We start from the raw sequence: 23,183 nt of genomic DNA, 5'->3' as shown, positions 1-23,183 counted from the left end.
GTATTCCACCGGTCAAGTACGCGCCGCGCTCTGATAGAATCAGCCCCCATGGAAGAAACGATTCGCACCATCGCGGTGTATGCGCTGCCGGTCCTGTTTGCGATTACGCTGCACGAAGCCGCCCACGCCTACGCCGCCAAGTACTTTGGCGACAACACCGCCTATTCGCAGGGGCGCATGAGCCTCAACCCGCTGGTGCACGTCGATATCTGGGGCACCATCGTGATCCCGATCGTGATGTTCCTGTTCAGCGGTTTCGTGTTCGGCTACGCCAAGCCGGTGCCCGTCGAATTCGGCCGCCTGCGTAATCCGAAGCGTGACATGGCGTGGGTGGCGCTGGCCGGCCCGTTTGCCAACTTCATCATGGCCGTCTTATGGCTGATCCTGGGTGTGCTGCTCGTATTCTTCCAGGTCGGTGAAGAATTCCCGCACAAGGTGGCGCAGGCCGGCATCGTCACCAACCTGTTGATCATGGCCTTCAACCTGCTGCCGATCCCGCCGCTCGATGGTGGCCGGGTCGTCACGGCGATGCTGCCGCACCGCGCGGCCTACGCGTTCGCGCGCATCGAGCCATACGGCTTCTTCATCGTGCTGGCGCTGGTGATGCTCCGGGTCGTCGGTTACTGGCTCACGCCGGTGATGGCGCTGGGTGGCTACCTGGTGCAACTGGCGGCCACGCCGTTCACGTTCTTCCTGCTCTGAGCCGATGAGCACCGGCATACATATGGCGGCCTTGCCCGCGTCGCCCTGGGTGGCGCGCTTTGCGCCGCTGGCCAGGCCAGGCGAAGCGCTCGATCTGGCCTGCGGCAACGGGCGCCACACGCGGCTGCTCGCGGCGCAAGGGTTTCAGGTGCTGGCCGTCGACCGCAATCCGGCGGCGCTGGCTGCCAGCGCAGGCGAGGGCGTGACGACACTGGCCTGCGATCTCGAAGCCGATGGTGCAAGCTGGCCATTCGACGCCGGGCGCTTTGCCGTCATCGTCGTCACCAATTACCTGCACCGGCCGCTGTTTGCGCAGATCGCGGCCAGCCTGCGGCCCGACGGTATCCTGATCTACGAAACCTTCGCGCAAGGTAATGAGGTGTATGGGAAACCGTCGAATCCGGCGTTCCTGCTCGCGCCCGGCGAACTGCTGGCGCTGGCCCAGGATGGCGGCCTGCAGGTGCTGGCCTACGAGGATGGCCACGTTGAGCGGCCCCATCCGGCGCAGGTGCAGCGCCTGTGCGCCGCCGGTCATGCGTACCGCAAAACCGAGGCCTGGCTCGACCATATTGTGGTCAGGAATGAACCATAGGGGCGGGCTATCCGCTACAATCAGATTTTTAAATGAATGGCACGGTCCAAAGATTATGATTAAGGGCAGTATCGTAGCAATCGTCACCCCGATGTTCGAAGATGGCACCGTCGATCGTGATTCCCTGCGCGCGCTGATCGACTGGCACATCGCCGAAGGTACCGACGCGATCGTCATCGTGGGCACGACCGGCGAATCGGCGACCCTGTCGCCGGAAGAGCATTGCGAACTCGTCAAGCTGGCCGTCGACCATGTCGCCGGCCGCATCCCTGTCATCGCCGGCACCGGCGGCAATTCGACCGTGGAAGCCATCGCGCTGACCCGTCACGCGAAGAGCGTCGGCGCAGACGCGTCCCTGCAGGTCGTGCCGTACTACAATCGGCCGACGCAAGAGGGCATGTATCGCCACTTCCGCACGATCGCCGAAGCCGTCGACCTGCCGATCATCCTGTACAACGTGCCAGGCCGTACCGTGGCCGACATGGCCAACGAGACCGTCGCGCGCCTGGCGCCGATCGAGAACATCGTCGGCATCAAGGACGCTACCGGCAATATCGGGCGCGGCATCGAGCTGCTCAAGATGGTCGATAAATCCTTTGCCGTGTATTCGGGCGACGATCCGACCGCAATGGCGCTGATGTTCTGCGGCGGCGCCGGCAATATTTCGGTCACCGCCAACGTGGCGCCGCGCGCGATGCACGAGCTGTGCGTGGCCGCCATGAGCGGCGACATCGCGCGCGCGCTCGAGATCAACAACCGCGTGCTCGGCCTGCACGCCAGGCTGTTCGTCGAACCGAATCCGGTGCCCGTCAAATGGGCGCTGGCCGAGATGGGCAAGATGCCGGCGGGCCTGCGCCTGCCGCTCGCGCCGCTGTCCTCCCAATACCACGAGATCGTACGTGCCGCCCTGGTGGAAGCCGGCGTTCATTCCCCATCCTGAACCCGCGAGGGTTCGGGTTACTGACCTGATATCGAACGACATGACTATTCGCAAGACTAAGAATTCAAACGGCGCATCCCTGATCAACGCTCCTGCCGCCGCCCGTGTGCTCTCGCTCACGGTCATCGCGTTCAGCCTGGCAGCCTGCACCACGATTTTCAGTGGCGACAAAGTCGACTACAAAGGCACCAAGAAGGCCGCACCGCTGGACGTGCCGCCCGACCTGACCAAGCTGCAGCGCGACAACCGCTACGCGATCCCGGACGGCCGTGGCGTCGCCACCGCATCCGAATTCCAGCAGGGCCAGGCCGCAGCCGCTGCCGGCGGCGTGCCTGCGGTGGCCGGTGTCTCGGCATCCGGCCAGCCGATCGGTCCGATCTCGACCGACGCCGTCAGCGTGCAACGCAATGGCGACCAGCGCTGGCTGGTGGTCAAGCAAACGCCTGAACAGCTGTGGCCGCAACTGCGCCAGTTCTGGGAAGAGCAGGGCTTCGCACTCGAAACCGAATCGGCCACCACCGGCACCATGGAAACCGCCTGGGTCGAGAATCGCTCGAAGATCCCGCAAGACTTCGTGCGCCGTGCCATTGGTCGCGTGTTCGACAGCGCCTACTCGACCGGCGAGCGCGACAAGTTCCGCACGCGCCTCGAGCGCCTGCCAGATGGCTCGACCGAGATCTGGGTCAGCCACCGCGGCGCCGAAGAAGTCCTGACCGGCCCACAAAGCGAAACCACGACCTGGACCGTGCGTCCCAATGATCCGGGCCTGGAATCGCAATACCTGAGCCGCATCGTCGCTCTGCTGACCGGCGCGAAAGAAGTCGCCCCGGCCGAAGCCATGGTTGCCAACGCGCCACTGGCGCCGCAGCACGCCAAGCTGGTGGGTGACAAGGTCGAGGTCGATGAAGGCTTCGATCGCGCATGGCGCCGTGTCGGCCTGGCACTGGATCGCGTCGGCTTCACTGTCGAAGACCGCGACCGCGTGCAGGGTATCTACTTCGTGCGCTACGTCGATCCGGATGCAGGCGAGACCAAGGACGGCTTCTTCAAGCGCCTGTTCACGTTCGGCAAGTCGGAAGACGACGCGAAAGAAGCGCAGCGCTACCGCGTGCTGGTCAAGGCCGCACAGGGCGCGAACGTGAGCGAAGTGTCGGTGCAGACCAACGACGGCAAGGCAGAAACATCGCCGACGACGACCAAGATCCTGACACTGCTGAACAACGAGCTCAAGTAATCCTCGTTGCAGCAACAAGAAACCGGCCAACTGGCCGGTTTTTTTATGCTTGTTGTCATCGTATTCAGTAGGGTGGACGGGTTTCCCGTCCACGCGTTCGAAAGCGACAGACGTAAAAAAACCGGCCCGCAGGCCGGTTTCTTCATACCGAGTAACGAATTACTTGGTGGTAGCAGCAGCGTCAGCAGCTTGGGTAGCCGAGGTCTGAGCAGCGGCAGCAGCGTCGGTTGCGGTCGAAGCAGCAGCAGCTGCGTCGGTTGCAGCAGCGTCAGCAGCAGCAGCAGCTGGAGCGGTTGCGTCAGCAGCTGGCATGGTTGCGTCAGCAGGAGCGACGACAGCAGCTGGGGTTTCGGTCACTGGTGCGACTGGAGCTTCTTCTTTCTTAGCGCAAGCAGCCAGGGTAACAGCGAACAGGGATGCGATCAGCAGGGATTTTTTCATGGTTTTTTCCTTAGTATTTACAAAAGTAGAACTACTTGATACGAATAATAATTACCGGTAATTATTTCTCGATGGAATTCTCGTGCCTTCACAAATAGCAAGACTGCCACGGGCGCAACGGAACCTTCCTGATTGATATTATAGACAATTTTACAGTTTCGCAATAGCTAACACATGCTCTGGTGTAAGAATTTTCCGCTTTGATAAGCTTCATATTGTTACAAGATGCTACGCAAATACTGAAACACCTGAGAATTAACTCTTGGGCAACTAATTGTGCTTTTCGTGGCGTCCTTACAACCCGGTCGTCGTCGGGTGCAGCGTGGGCCGGGAAGCTTCCCAGATCGCCTCGAACCGATGGTGGGGAACATCGACAGCGCGCGGATCGTCGAAATTGGCTTCGCCACGCATGTGGTCGCTGTGAAAGCGCCGTACCACGTGCTGCTCGTCGGCGATGCAGAACGAGTCGGTCAGCTGGCGCAGGTTTTTTGGGCTCTGGCGGCATTCGCAGGCGTGGCCATAGTCACGCAGCAGACGCAGGAAGCGGGGGAAGTGACGCTCGATGTGGCCCGGCTCGTGCAGCGCAAGGCGCAAGGTGCCGCCCCGTTGCAGGAAGGCGCGCAGCGCCGCATCCACCTGGATCGTGCCCAGCGCAAACACCGCCCCATCCGGATCGAACAGGCGCAGACTGTGCTGCGCGGCCGCCACGACGGCGAGAAATTGCGCCTCGCAGTCGCGCCGGGTGTCGAACGGGATGGCGCGCGCATCCATGGTCAGCCCAGCTCGACCCAGCCGTCCTGGTACCAGGCGTACAGGGATTCGGTGACGTCGTCAGTGGCCTTGCCGAGCGTGGCACCATCGATGCGGCGATCGTTGGCCAGCACGTCCAGCACCACTTTGTCGGCGCGGCCGGCGGCCAGCGATTCACCATTGATGAACACGTTCTTGCCGCGGTACAGCATCAGCGTCTTGCTCGACAATTTGATGCCGCGCTTGGCCGCCGTTTCCATGAAACGGCCGAAAGTCAGCGGCTTGGCGGGCGGCGTGAAGAACACATTGTGCTTCGGCTCGGACATGTGCTCGCCGAGGAAGATGGTGACGTCTTCTTCATCCCAGCGCACCTTGTTGAGTTCTTCGGTGACGGTGGCGAGCATGTGCTTTGGAATCTCGGCCGGGTTCTTTGCTTCTTGCAATTCGGGATCGGCGTAGCGGCCCGGCAGGTCGATCGAATCGGCCATGAATTGCAGGAACGATTCGCCCAGTTCCTGGAATGACGGCGAGCGGAAACCGATCGAATAGGTCATGCATTCGCCTTCGGCGATGCCGTCGTGCGCGTACTGTGGCGGCAGGTACAGCATGTCGCCCGGCTCGAGCACGAATTCTTCTTCGGCCTCGAAATTGGCCAGGATCTTGAGCGGCAAACCTTCGATGATCGTCAAGTCCTGCTGCGCACCGATGCGCCAGCGGCGCTTGCCGTGCGCCTGCAGCAGGAACACGTCGTACGAGTCGTAATGGGGGCCGACGCCGGCGCCATCGGTGGCGAAGCTCACCATCAGGTCGTCCAGACGAGCATCGGGCACGAAGCGGAACTGGCGCAGCAGCTCGTCGGCGCGCTCGTCGTGCAGGTTCACACCCTGGACCAGCATCGTCCAGTTGGGCTCGCTGCGGGCCGGCAATTCGGCGAGGGGGCCATGCTGCATGTCCCACTCGCCGTCGCGCAGTGACACGAGGCGCGATTCGACGTGGTTCAGCGCGGCCAGCTCGGCCAGCTTCTCGAACTTGAGCAGCGGCTTGAAGCCGGGGATGGCGCCACGGATCAGCAGCGGCTTCTTGTGCCAGTAATCGCGCAGGAATTCAGCAGGGGAAAGATTCCCCAAAAGCGGTAATTTTTTCATGCGACATTATAACCAGCCGAAGCGGGGCCTGAACCCATCGAGAGTATAATCCGCAGCTCACAATGAAAGGATGGACGATGAAGATTGCTAAAGACACAGTCGTGACGGTTAATTACAAACTGTCGGATGCCCAGAACAATCTGATCGAGGAGGGCTCCCAGCCGATGGTGTACCTGCACGGCGGCTACGAGAATACCCTGCCGAAGATCGAAGAAGAGCTGGACGGCAAAGAAACCGGCTACGCCTCGACGATCCAGGTGGAGCCAGACGACGCGTTCGGCGACTACGAGCCAGAGCTGGTCAAGGTTGAAGAGCGTTCGCGCCTGCCGGAACCGATCGAAGTCGGCATGCAGTTCGAAGGCGTGGCCGAAAACGGCGACGACGAGCCGGTGATTTTCACCGTCACCGAAATCGCTGACGACAAGGTCGTCCTGGATGGCAACCATCCATTGGCCGGCATGGCGCTGCGCTTTGACCTGTCCGTGGTCGACGTGCGTGCTGCAACCGCCGAAGAAATCCAGCACGGTCACGTGCACGGCGCTGGCGGTCATCATCACGAGATCGATGACAGCGATGATGGCGACCACTTCCGTACCCAGCCGCTGCAGTAATTCGGTTGGTGCGCGGCCACCGCATCACGCGGTGGCCGCGCTTGTAATTTCTGTTCTACTGCTTCGCGTCCACCACTGTGAACGCCGCATTTTTCCCCAGCATCACATTCACCTCAACCGCCTTGGTTCCCACTGACAGCTGTCCCAGATTGCCTTTCCATGCGATCTGCGGCTTGTGGCCACCCGGCGCGTCACTATCGACCAGCAGCACCTTCCCATCGAACTTGACGGCCTGCGCCTGGATCTGACGCCGCGCTGCCTCGAACCCGTCGCGCTCGACCGGTGCGCGGCGCAACAAGCCGCGCAGCCCCGCCGGCTGATCGAGATGGAACGGGCGCACGGCGCCTTCCGAGAACAGCACCAGTGCCTGCGCCTTGTCGCTGCGCGCCATCGCAAACAGGCGGTTCAGCCAGAAGCGGTTGGCCACGGCCCGGTCTTCATATTCGCTGTTGCGGCCCGCGGCCGGCAGAAAATGGTTGTTCGCAGCCGGCAGATTGATGGTGGCGTACAGCACCTTGTCCACCTTCCAGTGCGCGTTTTCGGCGTAACTGCGAAAACGCGGGCTGGCCGATAGCTGCGTCAGGTGGATCTTGGTTGCGCCAAGCGATTCGGGCTCGCCGTACAGCAGTTCGCGCAGGCGGTTCAGGCGCTCGATCGCATTGGTGCGTTTGGCCGAGTTACGGCAGCCGGTCCAGTCGCTGCCCGACAGCGACACGATCACGGGCCGCTTCGCATGCTCGAACAGGTCGCGCCGCTGCAGGTACAGCTTGTCGCCACAGCTTTCGTTCTCGCCCTTGATGCCGGTGAGGACCACGAACGAGACCGACTTTTCGGACGAATCGGCCAGCGCTTGCTTCAGACGGTCGTCACTGTCGGCACGCGCGTCATTGCCGACCACGGCGAAGCGGTGCGTGGGGCGCGCTTCCTTGTCTTTATCCTTATCCTTGGCTTGGCCCACCAGCGGGGCGCAAGCAAGCAGCGTCGCCAGCAGAGCAGCGCGGACAATGACCGGACGCGGGATCGACATCAGGCAGCCAGCCGTTTCAGCTCGTACAGCCGTTCGAGCGCTTCGCGCGGCGTCAGCGCGTCCGGATCGATGGCGTCCAGCGCGTCGCGCAGGCCGTCATCCTGGGCTTCCGCCACGACTGGCGCCGGGGCGTCGTCAATATCATGTTCGGGCAGGGGCGCGGCGAACAGGTCGCGCTGCGGCGTGCCACCGGCGGCCTGCGCTTCCAGGCGCGCCAGGTGCTTGCGCGCGGCCTTGATCACCGGCTGCGGCACGCCGGCCAGTTGCGCCACCTGCAAGCCGTAGCTTTGCGACGCCGGGCCACCCTGCACCGCATGCAGGAACACGATGCTGTCCTTGTGTTCGACCGCCGACAGGTGCACGTTGTACGCGCTCGGGTACGACTCCGGCAACTGGGTCAGCTCGAAATAATGGGTCGCGAACAGCGTGAAGCTGCGGCTCGTGTCGATCAGGTGGCGCGCGATGGCCCACGCCAGCGCCAGGCCGTCGAAGGTCGACGTGCCGCGCCCGACTTCATCCATCAGCACCAGCGAATGCTCGGTGGCGCCGTTGAGGATCGCGGCCGATTCGGTCATCTCGACCATGAAGGTCGAGCGGCCGTTGGCCAGGTCGTCGCTGGCGCCGATGCGCGTGAAAATACGGTCGATCGGGCCCAGCGTGGCTTCAGCCGCAGGCACATAGCTGCCGACATAGGCCAGCAGCGTGATCAACGCGACCTGGCGCATGAAGGTCGATTTACCGCCCATGTTCGGACCGGTAATCAACAGCAGGCGGCGTTCGTTCGAGAAGCGGCAATCGTTGGCGATGAAGCGCTCGATCTGGTTTTCTACGACCGGATGGCGGCCTTCGACGATGTTCAGGCAGGGTGCATCGACCAGCTGCGGCGCGCACCAGCCATGGCGCAGCGCGTGGCTGGCCAGCGCCACCAGCACGTCGGCTTGCGCGATCGCCCGCGCGATGGTTTGCAGCACGCCGATGTGCGGCGCGAGCTGCGCCAGCAGGTCGTCGTACAAGATTTTCTCGCGTGCCAGCGCGCGGTCCTGCGCCGACAGCGCTTTGTCTTCGTACGCCTTCAGTTCGGGCGTGATGTAGCGTTCGCAGTTCTTCAGCGTCTGGCGGCGGCGGTAATCGTCCGGCACCTTGGTCGCCTGGCCGTTGGTGACTTCGATGTAGAAGCCGTGCACGCGGTTGTACTCGACGCGCAGGTTGGCGATGCCGGTACGGGCGCGTTCGCGTGTTTCGAGATCGACGAGGAACTGGCCGGCATTCTCGGACAGCGCCTGCAGCTCATCGAGTTCGGCGTCGTAGCCGCGCGCGAACACGCCGCCATCGCGGATCATCGCGCTAGGCTCTTCGAGCACGGCGCGTACCAAGAGGTCGAGGCAATCGGCGGGCGTGGCCAGGTCGTCGTGCAGCTCGCGCAGCAGCGACGTATCGCCCGGCACGAAGCAACGCGCCACCAGCTCGCGCAGCATCGGCAAGGCCTTGAGGCCATCACGCAGGCTTGCCAGGTCGCGCGGACGCGCACTGAGTAGCGCCACGCGCGTGGTGATGCGCTCGATGTCCGGCACCTGCGCCAGCGTCGGGGACAGGTTGTCGATGGCATCCGCCTGCAGCAGCGCGGCGATCGACTGGTGACGACTGCGCGCGATCGACTGGTCGCGCCGCGCATGGTGCAGCCAGTGGCGCAGCATGCGCGAACCCATCGCCGTGCGGCAGCCATCGAGCAGCGAAAACAGCGTCGGCGACTCTTGCCCGCGAATGGTTTCGGTCAGCTCCAGATTGCGGCGCGTGGCGGCGTCGAGGCCGATGTATTCGTTCTCGTTTTCGCACGCCAGGCCGCGCACATGCTGCAGCCCGCGGCCTTGCGTGGACTGGGCATAGCGCAGCAGCGCGCCGGCCGCGCCGAACGCGGCGCCCAAGCCATCGGCGCCAAAGCCGGTGAGCGTGGCGACCTTCAACTGTTCGAGCAGCGCGCCATGGCCCTTGACGACGTCGAAGTGCCATTCCGGCACGCGCTGGGTGTGCACGGTGGATGCGCCATCGTCGAACATGTCGCCGCAATCGGCGCGCAGGATTTCGGCCGGCGCGATGCGCTCGAGTTCATGCGCCAGACGCGCCTCGATGGCGCGCGCGTCACCCGAAAATTCCATCAGGCGCAGATTGCCGCTGGCCAGCGACAGCCAGGCCAGACCCGCAGTGACGGTCTTGCGTTGGGTTTGCAGGCACAGGGCGAGAAGCGGGCGCTCGGCTTTTTCGGGCAGCAGGTCGGAATCAGTCAGCGTGCCGGGCGTGACCACGCGCATGACCTTGCGTTCGACCGGGCCTTTGGACAGCGCAGGGTCGCCAATCTGCTCGCAGATCGCGCACGATTCACCGAGTTTCACCAGCTTGGCGAGATAGCCATCGAGCGAGTGGAACGGCACACCGGCCATCTTGATCGGATTGCCCTCGGACTTGCCGCGCGCGGTCAGCGTGATGCCGAGAACGCGCGAGGCTTTTTCGGCGTCGTCAAAAAACAGTTCGTAGAAGTCGCCCATGCGGTAGAACACCAGCATGTCGGGGTAGTCGGCCTTGATGCGCAGGTATTGCTGCATCATCGGGGTGTGCTTGTCGGTCGCGCTGTTCTTGACGGCTGCGGCGTTGATTTCAGTGGGAACGGTGGTCATTTCTTCGGATTGGGTACGGCGAGGCAGAGGCTGGCCAGAGCTGCGTATTTTACCGCGATTGATGTTGCGCGCGCGGCAAGGGCTGCAACGCATGTGCTAAGCCTTTTCGCATGTCCTAAGGGTCGCTGCTTCGTCAAAGCACGGGGAGCATCACGTCTGATCAGCAGCTAGAACGGGGCGCTGGTCTGCCTACGCGTCTTGACTTGGTCATCATCGATTGAATCGAAGGATTCGATATGACACAGTTGGGGGGCGGTCTAACATTCGGACACGACCTCAGCCTTAGCCACTGCCAATGGTATCTTGTTTAAATTAGCATGGCGCCGTGCCTGCTGGTTCAGACTAATCGACTGTTGAGATCATGTCCGGAGGTCGGACCTGCCCCAGCTTTTGACCCCTCCCTCTCAGTTAAGATCCTTCCAACAACTCAAATGAACTGTTATAAGTAAGGTAAGACATTAATTTTGTATTGGTGAAATATGAATTGGCTTCAGTTTTGGTCCAGCATTGTGTCCTCTTTAGCGTGGCCTGTTTGTGTGGTCTTAGTGTCTTTGATTTTTCGAAAGAAACTGGGCGACTTGCTCGCTAAGATTACCAAGCTTGAATTGCCAGGGGGCATCTCGACTGAATTCGGTAAGGGCCTCGCTAACGTCGAGCAAGCGAATGTCAGTGCGGCACTCTCCCATACAGAAGCTGGTGAGACCCACCGAATAGATGCGACGGCAGATGTGCCTGGTGTTGCCAGTACTGTTGGAATCGGCACTGTTGCTGGGGCCGGCGAAAGCATGCCTACGAATCAAGACCCAGTGCAGGATGAGCACAACCTGCCTGAGCGTATTGACCCTCTCACACAATCGTCCATCTTAAGCAATTGGTTTAGTACGATTACAGAAGCTGACGCACATCCTACCGGAGTTGTGATGGAAGCTTGGAAGGAATTGGAGGCGACAATTTTCCGGATTGCTTCAGCGAGCCTAGTTAGCGGCAAGACTCTGCGCTTTAAAATCGGCGATATATTGACAACAGTGGCTCGGTTGACGGATGCCGGCGTTTTCTCTCAAGCTGAGGCAACTGCAATCTACGAACTGCGACGTTTACGCAATTTGGCAGCTCATTCAACCGAGCCACTAAACCCCACTGAGGCAAGGAAGTTTGTCTGGCAAGCGCGTTCGTTAAATTACACTTTAATCGGACGAGGCGGGGCAGACTAGCAACAGCGTGAAGTATTGGTGGGGCGTGTCTCATACCGGACGAGCCCTCGCCCAGTCTGTTATTTCCCGCATCTGGCACGCGACGCGTTGCGCTGCCCCCTCGCTTCTCGGTTCGTTCAGTCGAATTGCCCTGGTCATCGTCGACTGGTTCGAAGGATTAACTATGAAACGGCGCCCATTGCACCTAAGTGATTTTTGCACCACTTATTGTGGAAAGGGCAGAGCGCTTAAATACGTGTGCGCTGTTTCTTGAGCGTGGGAGCTTTTTGGTCAGATGACGGCGGTTTCGATAGTGAGCGTGTCTGTTTTTTCGTAAACGTTTCACGAGGCTGTTTGATGGCTGAATCCCCAGACACCATGGGAGATGCCATGGCAACGTTATCCGGCCTTGCAGCAGGTACATCCGGATCTGCCTCTTCCCATGGATGGAAGTTCGGTAGGTTGATCCTCGTACCATTTTTAGAAACGACGGAAAGCTCTAACGTCAAACCGAGAGATTGCAAGAAACGACGCAAGGTCGAGACGTAGGTATCGGAACGTTGTTCAAGTTGTGATACAGCGTTTTGTTTTATTCCTAGTTCTTTCGCCATTTCTACCTGGGTCTTGCCAACAGCTTTGCGAAAGTCGGTCAGCGTTGTGGCATGGGCAATCATCTCATCCATTTTTTTCTCGGCAAGTGAAGCAATGCGGGCTTGCCGATCCGGTGGCAGTTGGTTGATGACTTCGTCCAGAGTTCTTCCCATTTGCATCTCCTATTTTTTGCGGACCGACGTACTTAGCCTGCGCGTGGACCGTGGCTGACTCGTTTTCATTGATTCAACTTATGGTCTTCTGTGCAGATCAGTTACGCACCTTACTGTTGGATGGATTCCCCATCCACGCGTTTGTTGAACCTTAGTGCGCCGCGAAATCAGCTTAGTTTGAACGCGTGTGCGGCATAGCCGCCCACCCTACGGTCCGCTAACTGAATGGCACTCTAAGCCGATGGCCCTTATACTTCGGAGTCAATTATCACCTTCTCGTGATATTGCGTCGAGTTTTGATGCGCCATCTGGCACTGGTCTGGAAATGTGCCAAGTGCTAGATAAAACCCATGGTTCCTTCTACCGCGACCCGCTGCCTGCAGATGACAGCAAATGCCGCCGGGTCGCTAGCATTAGAAAGCGACAGCGAGACCACCGATCGGAGCGGGACAGTGCTACGAAAATGACAATCGATTGTCACCGGCACCCGGCCTGTCGACCGCTGGCGCAATGAGCAGGCCATGGCAACGGTGTGCATGCCGTGAATGATGGGCTGCTTCATTCCCATCAATCGCGCGCTCCATGCCCACAGATGAATCGGGTTCCAGTCACCCGACAACGCCGCATAGCGTCGCCCCGCATCGGCTTGCACGACCCATTGTTCGTCGGCTTTGCCCATGGGCGCGACGATCTGCGACGGTGCCGTGCGCTTGGTCCGTTGTCCGCGTTTGATCAGATACCGACTGGTACATGTGAACACCAGCTGCTCGCCGTCCGTCGCCTTCGTTTCCAGCAGACATTCGACCGCGCCGTTGGGCCGAGGTTCCGGCATCGACAGCGTTGTCACCAGCGTCAGTGCTGCTTCGAGCCGAACCTCACAATGCATGGTCAGTGAGTTCGCGACATGAATCAACCCGACAATCCGAAACGGAATCGCCCGATCAAGCATCGTCGCCAGTTGCGCGCGCTGCGCTAGCAGGTAGAGGTAGGTCAGCGGCACGGGGCCAGCGGGGAAGCCGAATGCATCGCTGTAGCGCCGCACGTGATCCGCATCGATCCGGTCCAGCCGATAACTGGCCTGGACCGGTTGCGGCGACACCCGCGCGGGCCGCTTGAACAATGCCCGCAGCAGCGGCCAGGCACTGGCCCCGGGCAGGGCAGGGAGGGATGACGGGGACGGGCTATTCATCGACGCAGCATACCGCGTCGTCGCCCGCCCCCGGTAACACAGCAACGATACTCAGCTCGCTGCCTTGACCCGCGCCGTAATATGCGCCAGCGCCTCGTCAACCTGGTCGATCAGGATCAGGCACAAGTCTCCATCTTCCAAACGCGAAAGGGCACGATCAATCGCCACGAACTCGCCATTGATTTCCTCGACGTGGCCGGTGCGGGTCGCATTGCTCAACCCCGCGCGCAGCAGCGCAATGACTTCGCCATCGGCGCGGCCACGCTGGCACTGATCCTGGTACAGCAGCACGTCGTCGAACGCCGCGCCCAGGATTTCGGTCTGCTGCGTGATGTCCTGGTCGCGCCGGTCGCCGGCGCCGCTGATCACCACCGAGCGGCGCTTGGCGGGCATGCTTTCCACCGCATTGACCAGCGCGGCAATGGCATCCGGGTTGTGGCCGTAGTCGGCGATCACGGTCGCGCCCTTGTAATCGAACACGTTGAAGCGCCCTGGCGCATTGTCGCTCTCGCCGACAAAGGTCTTCAGGCCCAGGCGGATCGCGTCCCACGACGTGCCCACGCCCCAGGCGGCGGCCACCGAGGCCATCACGTTCTCAACCTGGAAGCCCACCACGCCGCCGCGCGTGATCGGCACTTCCTTCAGGTCGATGCGTTCGACGAACGATTCCTGCGCCGCCACCAGATAGCCCTCTTCGACGAAGACGACGCGGCGGCCCTGGGCGCGGTGCATCGCCATGACCGGATTGCCCACGTCCTGCGCGAAGAACGTCACGTCGCCGCGCGTCCGTTCGGCCATCGCCGCCACGGTCGGATCGGCGGCATTGAGTACCGCCATGCCGCCCACGGCCACGTTCTGCACGATCACGCGCTTGAGCACCGCCAGGTCTTCGAGCGTGGTGATGTAGTTCAGGCCGAGGTGGTCGCCCGAGCCGATATTGGTCACCACCGCGACCTGGCACTTGTCGTAGGCCAGGCCTTCGCGCAGCAGGCCGCCGCGCGCCGTTTCGAACACGGCGGCGTCAACGTCAGGGTGCAGCAGCACGTTGCGCGCGCTGCGCGGGCCGCTGCAGTCGCCGCTTTCGATGCGGCGGCCTTCGATGTAGACGCCGTCGGTGTTGGTCATGCCGGTGCGCAGGCCGGACGCCGTGAGCAGGTGTGCGATCAGGCGCACGGTGGTCGTCTTGCCGTTGGTGCCGGTGACGGCCACGATCGGGATGCGGCCATCGTCGCCGTCCTTGAACAGCGTGTCGACGATCGCCTCGCCGATCGGGCGCGGTTTGCCGAATGATGGCGCCAGGTGCATGCGCAGGCCCGGTGCGGCGTTGACTTCGACGATGCCGCCGTTCTGGTCCTCAATCGGTTTGAGGACGCTGTCGCAGACCAGATCGACGCCACAGATATCCAGGCCGATCATGTGGGCGGCAGCAACCGCGCGCGCCGCGACTTCAGGGTGCACGTCGTCGGTGACGTCGGTGGCCGAGCCGCCGGTCGACAGGTTCGCGTTATTGCGCAGGACGACGCGCTGGCCGATGGCGGGCACCGAGTCCGGCGTCAAGCCGTTCTGGTCCAGCGTGCCGATGGCGATGTCGTCGAAGCGGATCTTGGTCAGCGACGTGCCGTGGCCATCGCCGCGGCGCGGGTCGAGGTTGACCTGTTCGACCAGCTCGCGCACGCTGCGCTCGCCGTCGCCCACCACCTGCGGCGGTTCGCGGCGCGCGGCTGCTACCAGCTTGTCGCCTACCACCAGCAGGCGGTAGTCGTGGCCCGGCAGGTAGCGTTCGACCAGGATGTCGTCGCGGAACTCGCTCGCGGCCTTGAAGCCGGCGTCGAGCTGCTCGCGGGTGGTGACGTTGACCGTCACGCCCTTGCCCTGGTTGCCGTCCTTTGGCTTGATCACCACCGGCAGGCCGATTTCCATCGCGGCGGCCCATGCGTCGTCGGGGTCGGAGACGCCGCGGCCCTGCGGCACCGGCACGCCGGCTGCGTCGAGCAGCTTCTTGGTCAGTTCCTTGTCCTGCGCGATCGATTCGGCAATGGCGCCGGTGGCGTCGATCTCGGCGGCCTGGATGCGGCGCGCGCGGCTACCCCAGCCGAACATGACCATGCTGCCTTCGGTCAGGCGGCGGAACGGGATGTTGCGGGCCACGGCGGCCTGCACGATCGAGCCGGTCGACGGTCCCAGACGCACGTCTTCATCCGTCGCGCGCAGTTGCGCCAGCGCGGCGGGCACGTCGAACGGGGTGTCGTTGCGGGCCGCTTCGATCAACTGCTGCGCAAGTTCGAGGGCCTGGCGGCCGACGTCTTCTTCGCTGTATTCGACGACCACCTGGTAGGTGCCGGTTTCCAGCGTGGCGGTGGTACGGCTGAACGTCACCGGGCAGCCGGCTTCGGCCTGCAGGTGCAGCGCGACCAGTTCGAGCACGTGGGCCAGCGGGATCGTTTCGTAGTGGCCGAACGGCTGCAGGCCGCCGATCTGCGGGAAGCGCACGCGCAGGCGCGATTCGAAACCGGGCAGTTCGCCAATCGATTCTTCTTCAGGCGTGCACGTCACGATCGCCTCGACCGAGGTGTGGTGGCTCCAGAGATTGGGGCCACGCAGGGCCCGTACGCGAGATACTTCCATAAACCGTCATTCCTTTCGCGGGCCGTGCACCGCGCGCACATGCGCGGGGGCGGGCGCCAGGCCCGGCAGGTTGCCGGGCAGTGTCATTCAATGTGTCGTTTGTTTTGGTGTCGCGTCGAACGCGCGCAGGCCGCCGCACAGCAGGTCGCTCGGCACGCCAAGCGCCCACGCCGCTGCCACTGCTGCCAGCACGTTTTCGGGGTACTTCACGGTCGACGGCTTCATCGTATCCAGCGTGTTCAGGCGCGTTTCCGCGTCGCCTTCGGCCAGCATGATGCGTCCGTCACGGACGAACACGATCCGCTCGCCGGCCGCGCGGTGCGCCGCCAGCACCGCATGGTGTTCGTCGAAGGCGTAGAAGATCACGCCGCCGTCGCACAGTTCGGCCAGCGCCGCGACCTGCTCGTTGGCGGCATTGAGCACGGCCACGCCGTCCGGCAGGATCACGTCGACCTGGGTGCGGATCACGTTGCGCAGCGCGTCGTCGTCATGGATATGAAACTCTGCCAGGTCGGCCAGGCCCGCCATGTCGGTCACGACGCCCACGGTGCAGCGGTCGTAGGGCAGGCCGTCCTGCAGGATCGAGCGGGCGTTTGATTCGAACACCGCCGTCTGAACGTTACGGTTGATCAGGATGCGCTGGCCGGCTTCGACGCCCGTACTGTCGCGGTTCGAGATCACGCGCGCATTCAGGTACAGGCCTTCGCCATTGGCCACGCCGACCTCTTTGCCGGTGATGTTGACCAGGCAGCCGATCAGGCGCGTGATCAGGCTGCAGCCGAGCGAGCCGGTCACGCCGACCACCGGAATGCGCGCCGTGTCGTCCGGTGCGAACAGGTGTTCGATGATGTCCTTGCCGACGTTGCGGGCGGTGCCGCTGGCGGGTTTGGTGTGGGCCAGCAGGCCCGGGCTGGCGTTTACTTCGATGATCGCGCCGCGTTGTTCGGCCAGTGGGCGGCTGATGTCTTCGCACACCAGGTCGATGCCGGCGATGTCCAGGCCGACGATGCGCGCGGCCAGTGCCGCGGCGTGCGCGACCTCCGGGTGCAGCTGGTCGGTGACGTCGTCGGCGACGTTGCCGTTCATCTGGATCAGCACCTTCTGGCCGGCCGGCGGCACCGTGTCGGGCGTGAGGCCCTGGCGCTTGAGCTGCAACTGGTTTTCTTCGCTCTTGCGCGGCTCGACGGGGCTGAGCGGGAATTCTTCGCTTTCGCCGCGGCGCGGGTCGATATTGATCTGGCTGTCGCACAGCTCGGCCACGTTCTGGCGGCCATCGCCCGTCACCCACAGCGATTCGCCGCGCGCGACGGCGACCACTTTGCGGCCAACCACCAGCAGGCGGTGCTCGCTGCCCGTGATGAAGCGCTCGACCAGCACCGAGCGGCTTTCGCCTTCTTCGGATGCGATCACGTAGGCGGCGCGCACTTCGGCTTCGGTGTTCAGGTTCAGCGAGACGCCGCGGCCGTGATTGGCGTCGATCGGCTTGACGACCACGGGCAGGCCGATGTCGGCCGCTTCTTCCCAGGCCGCATCGGCGCTGCGCGCGATGGCGCCTTCCGGCACCGGCACGCCGCACGAAGCGAGCAGGTTCTTGGTCATGTCCTTGTCGCTGGCGATGCCTTCGGCAATCGCGCTGGTGCGGTCGGTCTCGGCAGTCCAGATGCGGCGCTGCGCGGCGCCATAACCCAGTTGCACCAGATTGCCGTCGGTCAGGCGGATCGACGGGATGCGGCGGTCGGTGGCGGCGTCCACGATGTGCGCGGTCGACGGGCCCAGGCACAGGCGGTCGACCATGTCGGTCAGGCGCGCAATGGCGGCGGGCAGGTCGAACGGCTCGTCGTTGATGGCGGCCATCATCAGGCGATGGCTGACGTCAAGCGCGGCGCGGCCGACGACGTTGTCCCGCGTGCGGAAGGCCATCTTGTAGACGCCATGTTCGCCGGTGGAGCGGGTCTTGCCAAAGCCGGTCTTCATGCCGGCCAGGCTCTGCACTTCGAGCACGACGTGCTCGAGGATGTGGCCGGCCCAGGTGCCTTCGTTCAGGCGCTCGATGAAGCCGCCGTGGTAGCCGACGCCGCAGTGGTGCTCGATCAGGCCCGGCAGCCAGGTGGTCAGGCGCGTCGTGAACCCGGGGAGCAGATTCGAGGGATAGTCTTCCAGTTCGCCGATGTCGAGCCAGGCCTCGATCACGGGCCGATAGGTCCAGATGTTTGGTCCCGCCAGATAATTGATGCGCAGGAATTTGATGTCGTTCTTTTTCGTCATGTAAATACGTTGGTCGCCTGGCGCTACTCCCACACCGGCGACTTTTCCTTGTATGCCTGAGGTGTCACTACGTTAGCGAAAGGTCGCCAATCGCAGCGCACATCACGCGCTGATCTGATCCAGTTGCGGCTTTTACTTAGCCGCAATATTTTCACCAAAACACATTTCGTGTCATCCAAACCCAGCCCAAAAACGTTCTAGCGCTCTGTAGAGCGTTTGCTGCTTGGCATAAAAACAATAGCCACACGCTTTACCCATACCGAATCTTTGCCGAATTAAAGCCCGTCTCGGGCGCAAACCATGACAACACAACAATTTGCCAGTCCGTCTTCGCTGGCAGTAGCCGCTAATTTCTTGCCTGATCACTGGCAAAATGATGTCGCGAAACAGCTTGCACCAGGGGAAAACGTTTTAAGCAGCGTGGAGGTTGACCTCGATGCGAAATTACATTTCTCAAAAGGATTAGTTCTCGTCACCGACCGGCGTCTGCTGGCGCGCGCGCCGGGCGAAACGGCGTGGCGCGACTGGCCGTACCGCGAAGGACTTGCGCTGCGCCACCACGACCACGCCGGCGTCGGGCATCTCGAACTGACCGATGCACATGGGCTTCTGGCCAGCTGGCGCTTCACGCTGGGCCAGAACCTGCACGCCGTGCGCGTGGCCGACCAGTTCCAGGATCAGATGGAAAGCGCACTGACGGGCGTGGCCATCCAGCCGCCCGAGCAGCACACTTGTCCAAGTTGCAAGGCGCCGCTCGACGCCGACCAGGACGATTGCCCGATCTGCGAAAAAGTCCTGCACACCCCGCCGTCGACGTGGACGCTGTTCCGCCTGTGGCGTTTCGCTAAGCCGTATCAGGGGCAGTTGTTCCTGGGCTTCCTGCTGATGCTGGGCTCGACCGGCGCGCACATGATTCCGCCGTACCTGACGATGCCGCTGATGGACAATGTCCTGATCCCGTACCAGAACGGGCAGCAGATCGACACGAGCCTCGTGTATATGTATATGGGCGGCTTGCTGGCCTCGGCCGTGCTGGCCTGGGCGCTGGGCTGGGCCAAGACCTATGTGCTGGCGCTGGCCTCCGAGCGCATCGGCGCCGACCTGCGCTCGACTACCTACGAACACCTGATGCGCCTGTCGCTCGAATTTTTCGGCGGCAAGCGCACGGGCGACCTGATGGCGCGTATCGGCAGCGGCTCCGACCGCATCTGCGTGTTCCTGTCGCTCCACCTGCTGGACTTTTTGTCTGACGTCCTGATGATCATCATGACGGGCGTGATCCTGTTCTCGATCAATCCGTGGCTGGCCCTCGTAACGCTGGCGCCGCTGCCATTCATCGCCTGGATGATCCACCTGGTGCGCGACAAACTGCGCACCGGCTTTGAAAAGATCGACCGCGTCTGGGGCGAGGTGACCAATGTGCTGGCCGATACGATTCCGGGTATCCGTGTCGTGAAAGCCTTCGCGCAAGAGAAGCGCGAAGCGGCCCGTTTCCGCGAAGCCAACCGGCACAACCTGAATGTCAACGATAAGCTCAACCGCGTGTGGTCGCTGTTCTCGCCGAGCGTGTCGTTCCTGACCGAGCTGGGCCTGCTCGTGATCTGGTGCTTCGGCATCTGGCAAGTCTCGCGCGGCGACATTACGGTCGGTACGCTCACCGCTTTCATCGCCTACAGCGGCCGTTTCTACGTGCGCCTCGATTCGATGAGCCGCATCGTGTCGGTCACGCAAAAGTCGGCCTCGGCCGCCAAGCGTATCTTCGACATTCTCGACCACGTCTCGAGCGTGCCCGATCCGGTCAACCCGGTGCAGGTCACCAAGGTCGAGGGCAATATCGAGCTGCGTGAAGTCGGTTTCCGCTACGGCAACCGCGCCGTCAATCGCGGCATTTCGCTGAACATCAAGGCCGGCGAGATGGTGGGCCTGGTCGGTCACAGCGGGTCGGGCAAGAGCACGCTGGTCAATCTGATCTGCCGCTTCTACGATGTGTCCGAAGGCGCGATCCTGCTCGACGGCAAGGATATCCGTTCGTTCGCCGTGGCCGATTACCGCCGCAATATCGGCCTGGTGCTGCAGGAACCGTTCCTGTTCTTCGGCACCATTGCGGAGAACATCGCCTACGGCAAGCCGGATGCGTCGCGCGAAGACATCATCGCCTCGGCCCGGGCCGCGCATGCGCACGAGTTCATCCTGCGCCTGCCGCAGGGCTACGATTCGATGGTCGGCGAGCGCGGCCAGGGCCTGTCGGGCGGCGAGCGCCAGCGCATCTCGATTGCGCGCGCACTGTTGATCGATCCGCCGATCCTGATCATGGACGAGGCGACCTCGTCGGTGGACTCGGAAACCGAGAAAGAAATCCAGAAGGCGCTCGACAATCTGGTGCAGGGCCGCACGACCATTGCCATTGCTCACCGCCTGTCGACGCTGCACCGCGCCGACCGCCTGATCGTGCTCGACCGTGGCGTGGTGGTGGAAGAGGGCAGCCACGATGACCTGATGGCGCGCGAAGGCGCCTATCACCGCCTGTACGAAGCGCAAGCGCGCAACGTGGACCAGGACCTGGACGACAAGGACGCATGATGAGTACTGTTTCAACAACCCCGTTCCAGCTGCGCCGCGACAGCTTTGGCAAGCTGGTGATCACTCTCGAGACTGGTGAAGAATACGTGGGCATCACGCCCGTGCGTGCCTTCCCGATCCAGGCGCCGACCAAGGGCATCTCGCTCGTGCGCGATGGCGGCAAAGAGGTCGCCTGGATCGACGATCTGGCCACCATGCCCGAGGCTATCCGCACGCTCATCAGTGACGAAATCGGCGGACGCGAGTTCATCCCCGAGATCATCAATATCAAGGATGTATCGAGCTTTGCCACGCCGTGCACCTGGTATGTGACGACCGACCGGGGCGACACCGAGTTCGTTCTCAAGCTCGACGAGGATATTCGCCGCATCGGCGAAGCATCGCTGCTGGTGGCCGACAGTCACGGCATCAACTTCTTGGTGCGCGACATGTTCAAGATCGACAAGCACAGCCGCAAGATCCTCGACCGTTTCCTGTAACGGGCAGAGCGTCCCCGCTTTGACCCGTCAGCGGGGACATGTGGCTCCATCCGTTCGTCGGCCAACATACCGCCGCTCTAGATGACGTTACAGTTGTCTCATCGGCCACACGGCCTTCGCTAACAGGAGACGACCATGGATTCCATCAACCGCAACCAGCCCGAAGAAAACCGCCGCGATCTGGCAGGCGCAGAAGCCATTGAACGCATCAAGGACATCATTGACGATGCCGAGACCGGCTTCTTCATCACCGGCGGCGGCACCGGCGACAGCCGCGGCGTGCGCCCGATGAGCGTGCGCGAGACCGACGACAACGGCGCCATCTGGTACCTGGGCGCGATCGACAGCCACACGAACCAGGAACTGCAAGCCAATCCGACCGTCAAACTGTTCTTCCAGTCAGGCGAAAACGCCGCATTTCTCGAACTCGACGGCCACGCAGAAGTCTCGCAGGACAAGGCCCGCATCAAGCAACTGTGGGAGCCGCTGCTGAAAACCTGGTTCACCGAAGGCGAGGACGACCCGCGCATCATTGTGATCAAGGTGACCCCGAAGTCCGGTTATTATTGGGACAACAAGCACGGCGGTATCGTCGCCGGCGCAAAGATGGCGATCGGCGCCGTGCTCGGCAAGACGCTGGATGATTCCATTGAAGGCACGCTGACCTTCTAAATCCGGGAAGGGCGGGCCCATGCATGTAATCCTGGTGACGATGGGCTCGGCCGGGGACCTGTTCCCGTTCCTGTGGATCGGGCGGGCCCTGCGCGAGCGCGGGCACCGTGTCGATTTTCTCGGGCCCGAGTTGCATGCACTGTACGTCGATGCGGCTGGCCTGACCTTTCACGGGTTGCCGGCCGATCCGGCCGTGCTCGATCATCCCGACCTGTGGCATCCCACCCGTGGCCTGGCCGTGGTGTGGGACGCAACGCGACCGGCAATGGCACAACTGCCTGCCATGGTGGCGGCGCTCGACAGCGGCAAGGACACCTTGCTGCTTGTGCATCCGCTGGCCCTGCCCGAAGCGGACCTGTGCCGCCTCAACCGGCCTGGCCTGCGCATTGCAGCGACCTGGCTGGCGCCGTCGAACCTTCCGACCGTACACGATCCGTTGCTGCTGGGGCCCTGGCCCGTGCCGACCTGGGTGCCACATGGTGTGCGCCGCTGGTTGTGGCGCACGCTCGCCGCACGCTTCATCGATCCGGTCGCCTTGCCCGGCCTGAACGCGGCGCGCCAAGAGCGTGGATTGCCCCGCGTGCGCAGCCTGATCGACTACATCCAGACTATTCCCGACCTGTCGCTGGCGCTGTTTCCCGACTGGTTTGCCGCGCCCGTGCCGGACTGGCCGCAGCCGCTGTATCAGGCCGGCTTTCCTCTCTATGATCCCGATCCGGACGCTGCGCCGAGCGCCACGCTGCGGGCGTTTCTCGCCGCTGGCGCGCCACCGATCATGTTCACGCCAGGCACGGGCAACCGGCAGGCGGGGCGCTATTTCGAAGCGGCGGCGCACGCCGTCGCGCAGCTGGGCCTGCGCGCGATTTTCCTGACGCCGCACCGCGAGCAGCTGCCCGGCTCGCTGCCGCCGTCCATCTGCTGGCAAGACTATGTGCCGCTCAAGGCCTTGCTGCCCCATGTTGCGGCGCTGGTGCATCACGGCGGCATCGGCACGACGGCCGAAGCGCTGCGTGCCGGTACGCCGCAACTGGTGGTGCCGCTCGCGCACGATCAGTTCGATAATGCGGCGCGGGTGGTGGCGCTGGGGGCGGGCGTGAGCCTGCATGCGACGAAGGTGACAGCGCGCCGCATGGGGGATGCACTCTCGACACTGATCGACAATGACAGATACGCCCGCCGGTGCGCCGAGATCGCAAGGTCGCAGGCGCAAGGGCCCGGAATCGATGGCTTGTGCGCGGCGCTGGAAACGCTGGTGTCGCATCCATCTTCCGAAGATTGATGGTTACTGTAAAAACTTTTCCGAAAGTA

Annotated in this window: 19 protein-coding genes; 10 read left to right on the top strand and 9 right to left on the bottom strand. The window is 62.7% G+C overall.

The window, feature by feature from the left end:
* The first annotated feature begins 48 nt into the window (after positions 1-48).
* From HD842_RS15220 to bamC, 4 genes are read left to right on the top strand one after another with little or no spacing between them, the layout of a single operon-like run.
* Positions 49-702: a site-2 protease family protein gene (locus tag HD842_RS15220; protein WP_183555569.1), complete on the top strand. Its 654-nt coding sequence runs from the start codon at positions 49-51 to the stop codon at positions 700-702.
* 4 nt (positions 703-706) lie between these two features.
* Positions 707-1,294 carry a class I SAM-dependent methyltransferase gene (locus HD842_RS15215; RefSeq protein WP_229424777.1) on the top strand — a complete coding sequence of 196 codons (588 nt, stop codon included), beginning with the start codon at positions 707-709 and terminating at the stop codon, positions 1,292-1,294.
* Between the two features lie 55 nt (positions 1,295-1,349).
* Complete coding sequence (gene dapA / locus HD842_RS15210) at positions 1,350-2,234, top strand: 4-hydroxy-tetrahydrodipicolinate synthase (RefSeq protein WP_183555568.1); 885 nt, start codon at positions 1,350-1,352, stop codon at positions 2,232-2,234.
* 40 nt (positions 2,235-2,274) lie between these two features.
* Positions 2,275-3,468 (top strand): outer membrane protein assembly factor BamC, encoded by a 1,194-nt coding sequence (bamC, locus tag HD842_RS15205; RefSeq protein WP_183555567.1) that lies wholly within the window; start codon positions 2,275-2,277, stop codon positions 3,466-3,468.
* 159 nt (positions 3,469-3,627) lie between these two features.
* Here the strand turns inward: bamC and HD842_RS15200 are convergent, their stop codons facing one another.
* The 3 genes from HD842_RS15200 to HD842_RS15190 form a co-directional block, all read right to left on the bottom strand.
* On the bottom strand, positions 3,628-3,909 hold the full coding sequence (locus HD842_RS15200; protein ID WP_183555566.1) for a hypothetical protein: 282 nt from the start codon (positions 3,907-3,909) through the stop codon (positions 3,628-3,630).
* Positions 3,910-4,203: 294 nt separating this feature from the next.
* Complete coding sequence (locus HD842_RS15195; protein ID WP_183555565.1) at positions 4,204-4,680, bottom strand: DUF7931 domain-containing protein; 477 nt, start codon at positions 4,678-4,680, stop codon at positions 4,204-4,206.
* 2 nt (positions 4,681-4,682) lie between these two features.
* On the bottom strand, positions 4,683-5,804 hold the full coding sequence (locus HD842_RS15190) for a cupin domain-containing protein (RefSeq protein ID WP_183555564.1): 1,122 nt from the start codon (positions 5,802-5,804) through the stop codon (positions 4,683-4,685).
* Between the two features lie 77 nt (positions 5,805-5,881).
* On the opposite strand from HD842_RS15190, the gene HD842_RS15185 reads away from it, so the two are divergent.
* Positions 5,882-6,415: an FKBP-type peptidyl-prolyl cis-trans isomerase gene (locus HD842_RS15185; protein WP_183555563.1), complete on the top strand. Its 534-nt coding sequence runs from the start codon at positions 5,882-5,884 to the stop codon at positions 6,413-6,415.
* Between the two features lie 55 nt (positions 6,416-6,470).
* On the opposite strand, the gene HD842_RS15180 is transcribed toward HD842_RS15185, so the two are convergent.
* On the bottom strand, positions 6,471-7,442 hold the full coding sequence (locus tag HD842_RS15180) for a hypothetical protein (RefSeq protein WP_183555562.1): 972 nt from the start codon (positions 7,440-7,442) through the stop codon (positions 6,471-6,473).
* Positions 7,442-10,111, bottom strand: a complete 2,670-nt coding sequence (mutS, locus tag HD842_RS15175) for a DNA mismatch repair protein MutS (protein WP_183555561.1) — start codon at positions 10,109-10,111, stop codon at positions 7,442-7,444. The genes HD842_RS15180 and mutS overlap by 1 nt, the downstream gene beginning before the upstream one ends.
* Positions 10,112-10,590: 479 nt before the next feature.
* Here mutS and HD842_RS15170 point away from each other — a divergent pair, with 479 nt between their 5' ends.
* Positions 10,591-11,322 carry a hypothetical protein gene (locus HD842_RS15170; RefSeq protein ID WP_183555560.1) on the top strand — a complete coding sequence of 244 codons (732 nt, stop codon included), beginning with the start codon at positions 10,591-10,593 and terminating at the stop codon, positions 11,320-11,322.
* 227 nt (positions 11,323-11,549) lie between these two features.
* On the opposite strand, the gene HD842_RS15165 is transcribed toward HD842_RS15170, so the two are convergent.
* From HD842_RS15165 to HD842_RS15150, 4 genes are all read right to left on the bottom strand, one after another.
* Positions 11,550-12,065, bottom strand: a complete 516-nt coding sequence (locus tag HD842_RS15165) for an XRE family transcriptional regulator (protein ID WP_183555559.1) — start codon at positions 12,063-12,065, stop codon at positions 11,550-11,552.
* Between the two features lie 337 nt (positions 12,066-12,402).
* A complete protein-coding gene (locus HD842_RS15160; protein WP_183555558.1) occupies positions 12,403-13,254 on the bottom strand; it encodes a MaoC family dehydratase in 852 nt (283 codons plus the stop codon).
* A 51-nt stretch (positions 13,255-13,305) separates the two neighbouring features.
* Positions 13,306-15,879: a cyanophycin synthetase gene (cphA, locus tag HD842_RS15155; RefSeq protein ID WP_183555557.1), complete on the bottom strand. Its 2,574-nt coding sequence runs from the start codon at positions 15,877-15,879 to the stop codon at positions 13,306-13,308.
* 87 nt (positions 15,880-15,966) lie between these two features.
* The gene (locus HD842_RS15150) at positions 15,967-18,144 is read right to left on the bottom strand and encodes a cyanophycin synthetase (protein ID WP_183555556.1); all 2,178 of its coding nucleotides are present in this window, start codon (positions 18,142-18,144) and stop codon (positions 15,967-15,969) included.
* Positions 18,145-18,444: 300 nt separating this feature from the next.
* On the opposite strand from HD842_RS15150, the gene HD842_RS15145 reads away from it, so the two are divergent.
* The 4 genes from HD842_RS15145 to HD842_RS15130 all read left to right on the top strand — a co-directional run bounded on the left by HD842_RS15145 (position 18,445) and on the right by HD842_RS15130 (position 23,154).
* Positions 18,445-20,724 carry a cyanophycin metabolism-associated ABC transporter gene (locus HD842_RS15145; RefSeq protein WP_221290636.1) on the top strand — a complete coding sequence of 760 codons (2,280 nt, stop codon included), beginning with the start codon at positions 18,445-18,447 and terminating at the stop codon, positions 20,722-20,724.
* Positions 20,721-21,203: a cyanophycin metabolism-associated DUF1854 family protein gene (locus tag HD842_RS15140; protein WP_370660842.1), complete on the top strand. Its 483-nt coding sequence runs from the start codon at positions 20,721-20,723 to the stop codon at positions 21,201-21,203. The genes HD842_RS15145 and HD842_RS15140 overlap by 4 nt, the downstream gene beginning before the upstream one ends.
* Positions 21,204-21,338: 135 nt before the next feature.
* A complete protein-coding gene (locus tag HD842_RS15135; RefSeq protein ID WP_183555553.1) occupies positions 21,339-21,875 on the top strand; it encodes a pyridoxamine 5'-phosphate oxidase family protein in 537 nt (178 codons plus the stop codon).
* Positions 21,876-21,894: 19 nt separating this feature from the next.
* Positions 21,895-23,154, top strand: a complete 1,260-nt coding sequence (locus tag HD842_RS15130) for a glycosyltransferase (RefSeq protein ID WP_183555552.1) — start codon at positions 21,895-21,897, stop codon at positions 23,152-23,154.
* Positions 23,155-23,183 lie beyond the last annotated feature (29 nt).

The sequence above is a fragment of the Massilia aurea genome (assembly GCF_014200505.1).
In the GTDB taxonomy this organism is placed as follows: domain Bacteria; phylum Pseudomonadota; class Gammaproteobacteria; order Burkholderiales; family Burkholderiaceae_D; genus Telluria; species Telluria aurea_B.
Note: the sequence above shows the minus strand (reverse complement) of the source record. Positions and strands in the feature narration are given on the sequence as shown.

Bases quoted from the DNA above. Each gene is read 5' to 3' on its own strand.
- cphA (WP_183555557.1), bottom strand. From the start codon at position 15,879: ATGGAAGTATCTCGCGTACGGGCCCTGCGTGGCCCCAATCTCTGGAGC.
- HD842_RS15140 (WP_370660842.1), top strand. From the start codon at position 20,721: ATGATGAGTACTGTTTCAACAACCCCGTTCCAGCTGCGCCGCGACAGC.
- HD842_RS15190 (WP_183555564.1), bottom strand. From the start codon at position 5,804: ATGAAAAAATTACCGCTTTTGGGGAATCTTTCCCCTGCTGAATTCCTG.
- HD842_RS15215 (WP_229424777.1), top strand. From the start codon at position 707: ATGAGCACCGGCATACATATGGCGGCCTTGCCCGCGTCGCCCTGGGTG.
- dapA (WP_183555568.1), top strand. From the start codon at position 1,350: ATGATTAAGGGCAGTATCGTAGCAATCGTCACCCCGATGTTCGAAGAT.
- HD842_RS15130 (WP_183555552.1), top strand. From the start codon at position 21,895: ATGCATGTAATCCTGGTGACGATGGGCTCGGCCGGGGACCTGTTCCCG.
- bamC (WP_183555567.1), top strand. From the start codon at position 2,275: ATGACTATTCGCAAGACTAAGAATTCAAACGGCGCATCCCTGATCAAC.
- HD842_RS15180 (WP_183555562.1), bottom strand. From the start codon at position 7,442: ATGTCGATCCCGCGTCCGGTCATTGTCCGCGCTGCTCTGCTGGCGACG.
- HD842_RS15200 (WP_183555566.1), bottom strand. From the start codon at position 3,909: ATGAAAAAATCCCTGCTGATCGCATCCCTGTTCGCTGTTACCCTGGCT.
- HD842_RS15170 (WP_183555560.1), top strand. From the start codon at position 10,591: ATGAATTGGCTTCAGTTTTGGTCCAGCATTGTGTCCTCTTTAGCGTGG.
- HD842_RS15150 (WP_183555556.1), bottom strand. From the start codon at position 18,144: ATGACGAAAAAGAACGACATCAAATTCCTGCGCATCAATTATCTGGCG.
- HD842_RS15135 (WP_183555553.1), top strand. From the start codon at position 21,339: ATGGATTCCATCAACCGCAACCAGCCCGAAGAAAACCGCCGCGATCTG.
- HD842_RS15145 (WP_221290636.1), top strand. From the start codon at position 18,445: ATGACAACACAACAATTTGCCAGTCCGTCTTCGCTGGCAGTAGCCGCT.
- HD842_RS15220 (WP_183555569.1), top strand. From the start codon at position 49: ATGGAAGAAACGATTCGCACCATCGCGGTGTATGCGCTGCCGGTCCTG.
- HD842_RS15160 (WP_183555558.1), bottom strand. From the start codon at position 13,254: ATGAATAGCCCGTCCCCGTCATCCCTCCCTGCCCTGCCCGGGGCCAGT.
- HD842_RS15195 (WP_183555565.1), bottom strand. From the start codon at position 4,680: ATGGATGCGCGCGCCATCCCGTTCGACACCCGGCGCGACTGCGAGGCG.
- HD842_RS15165 (WP_183555559.1), bottom strand. From the start codon at position 12,065: ATGGGAAGAACTCTGGACGAAGTCATCAACCAACTGCCACCGGATCGG.
- HD842_RS15185 (WP_183555563.1), top strand. From the start codon at position 5,882: ATGAAGATTGCTAAAGACACAGTCGTGACGGTTAATTACAAACTGTCG.
- mutS (WP_183555561.1), bottom strand. From the start codon at position 10,111: ATGACCACCGTTCCCACTGAAATCAACGCCGCAGCCGTCAAGAACAGC.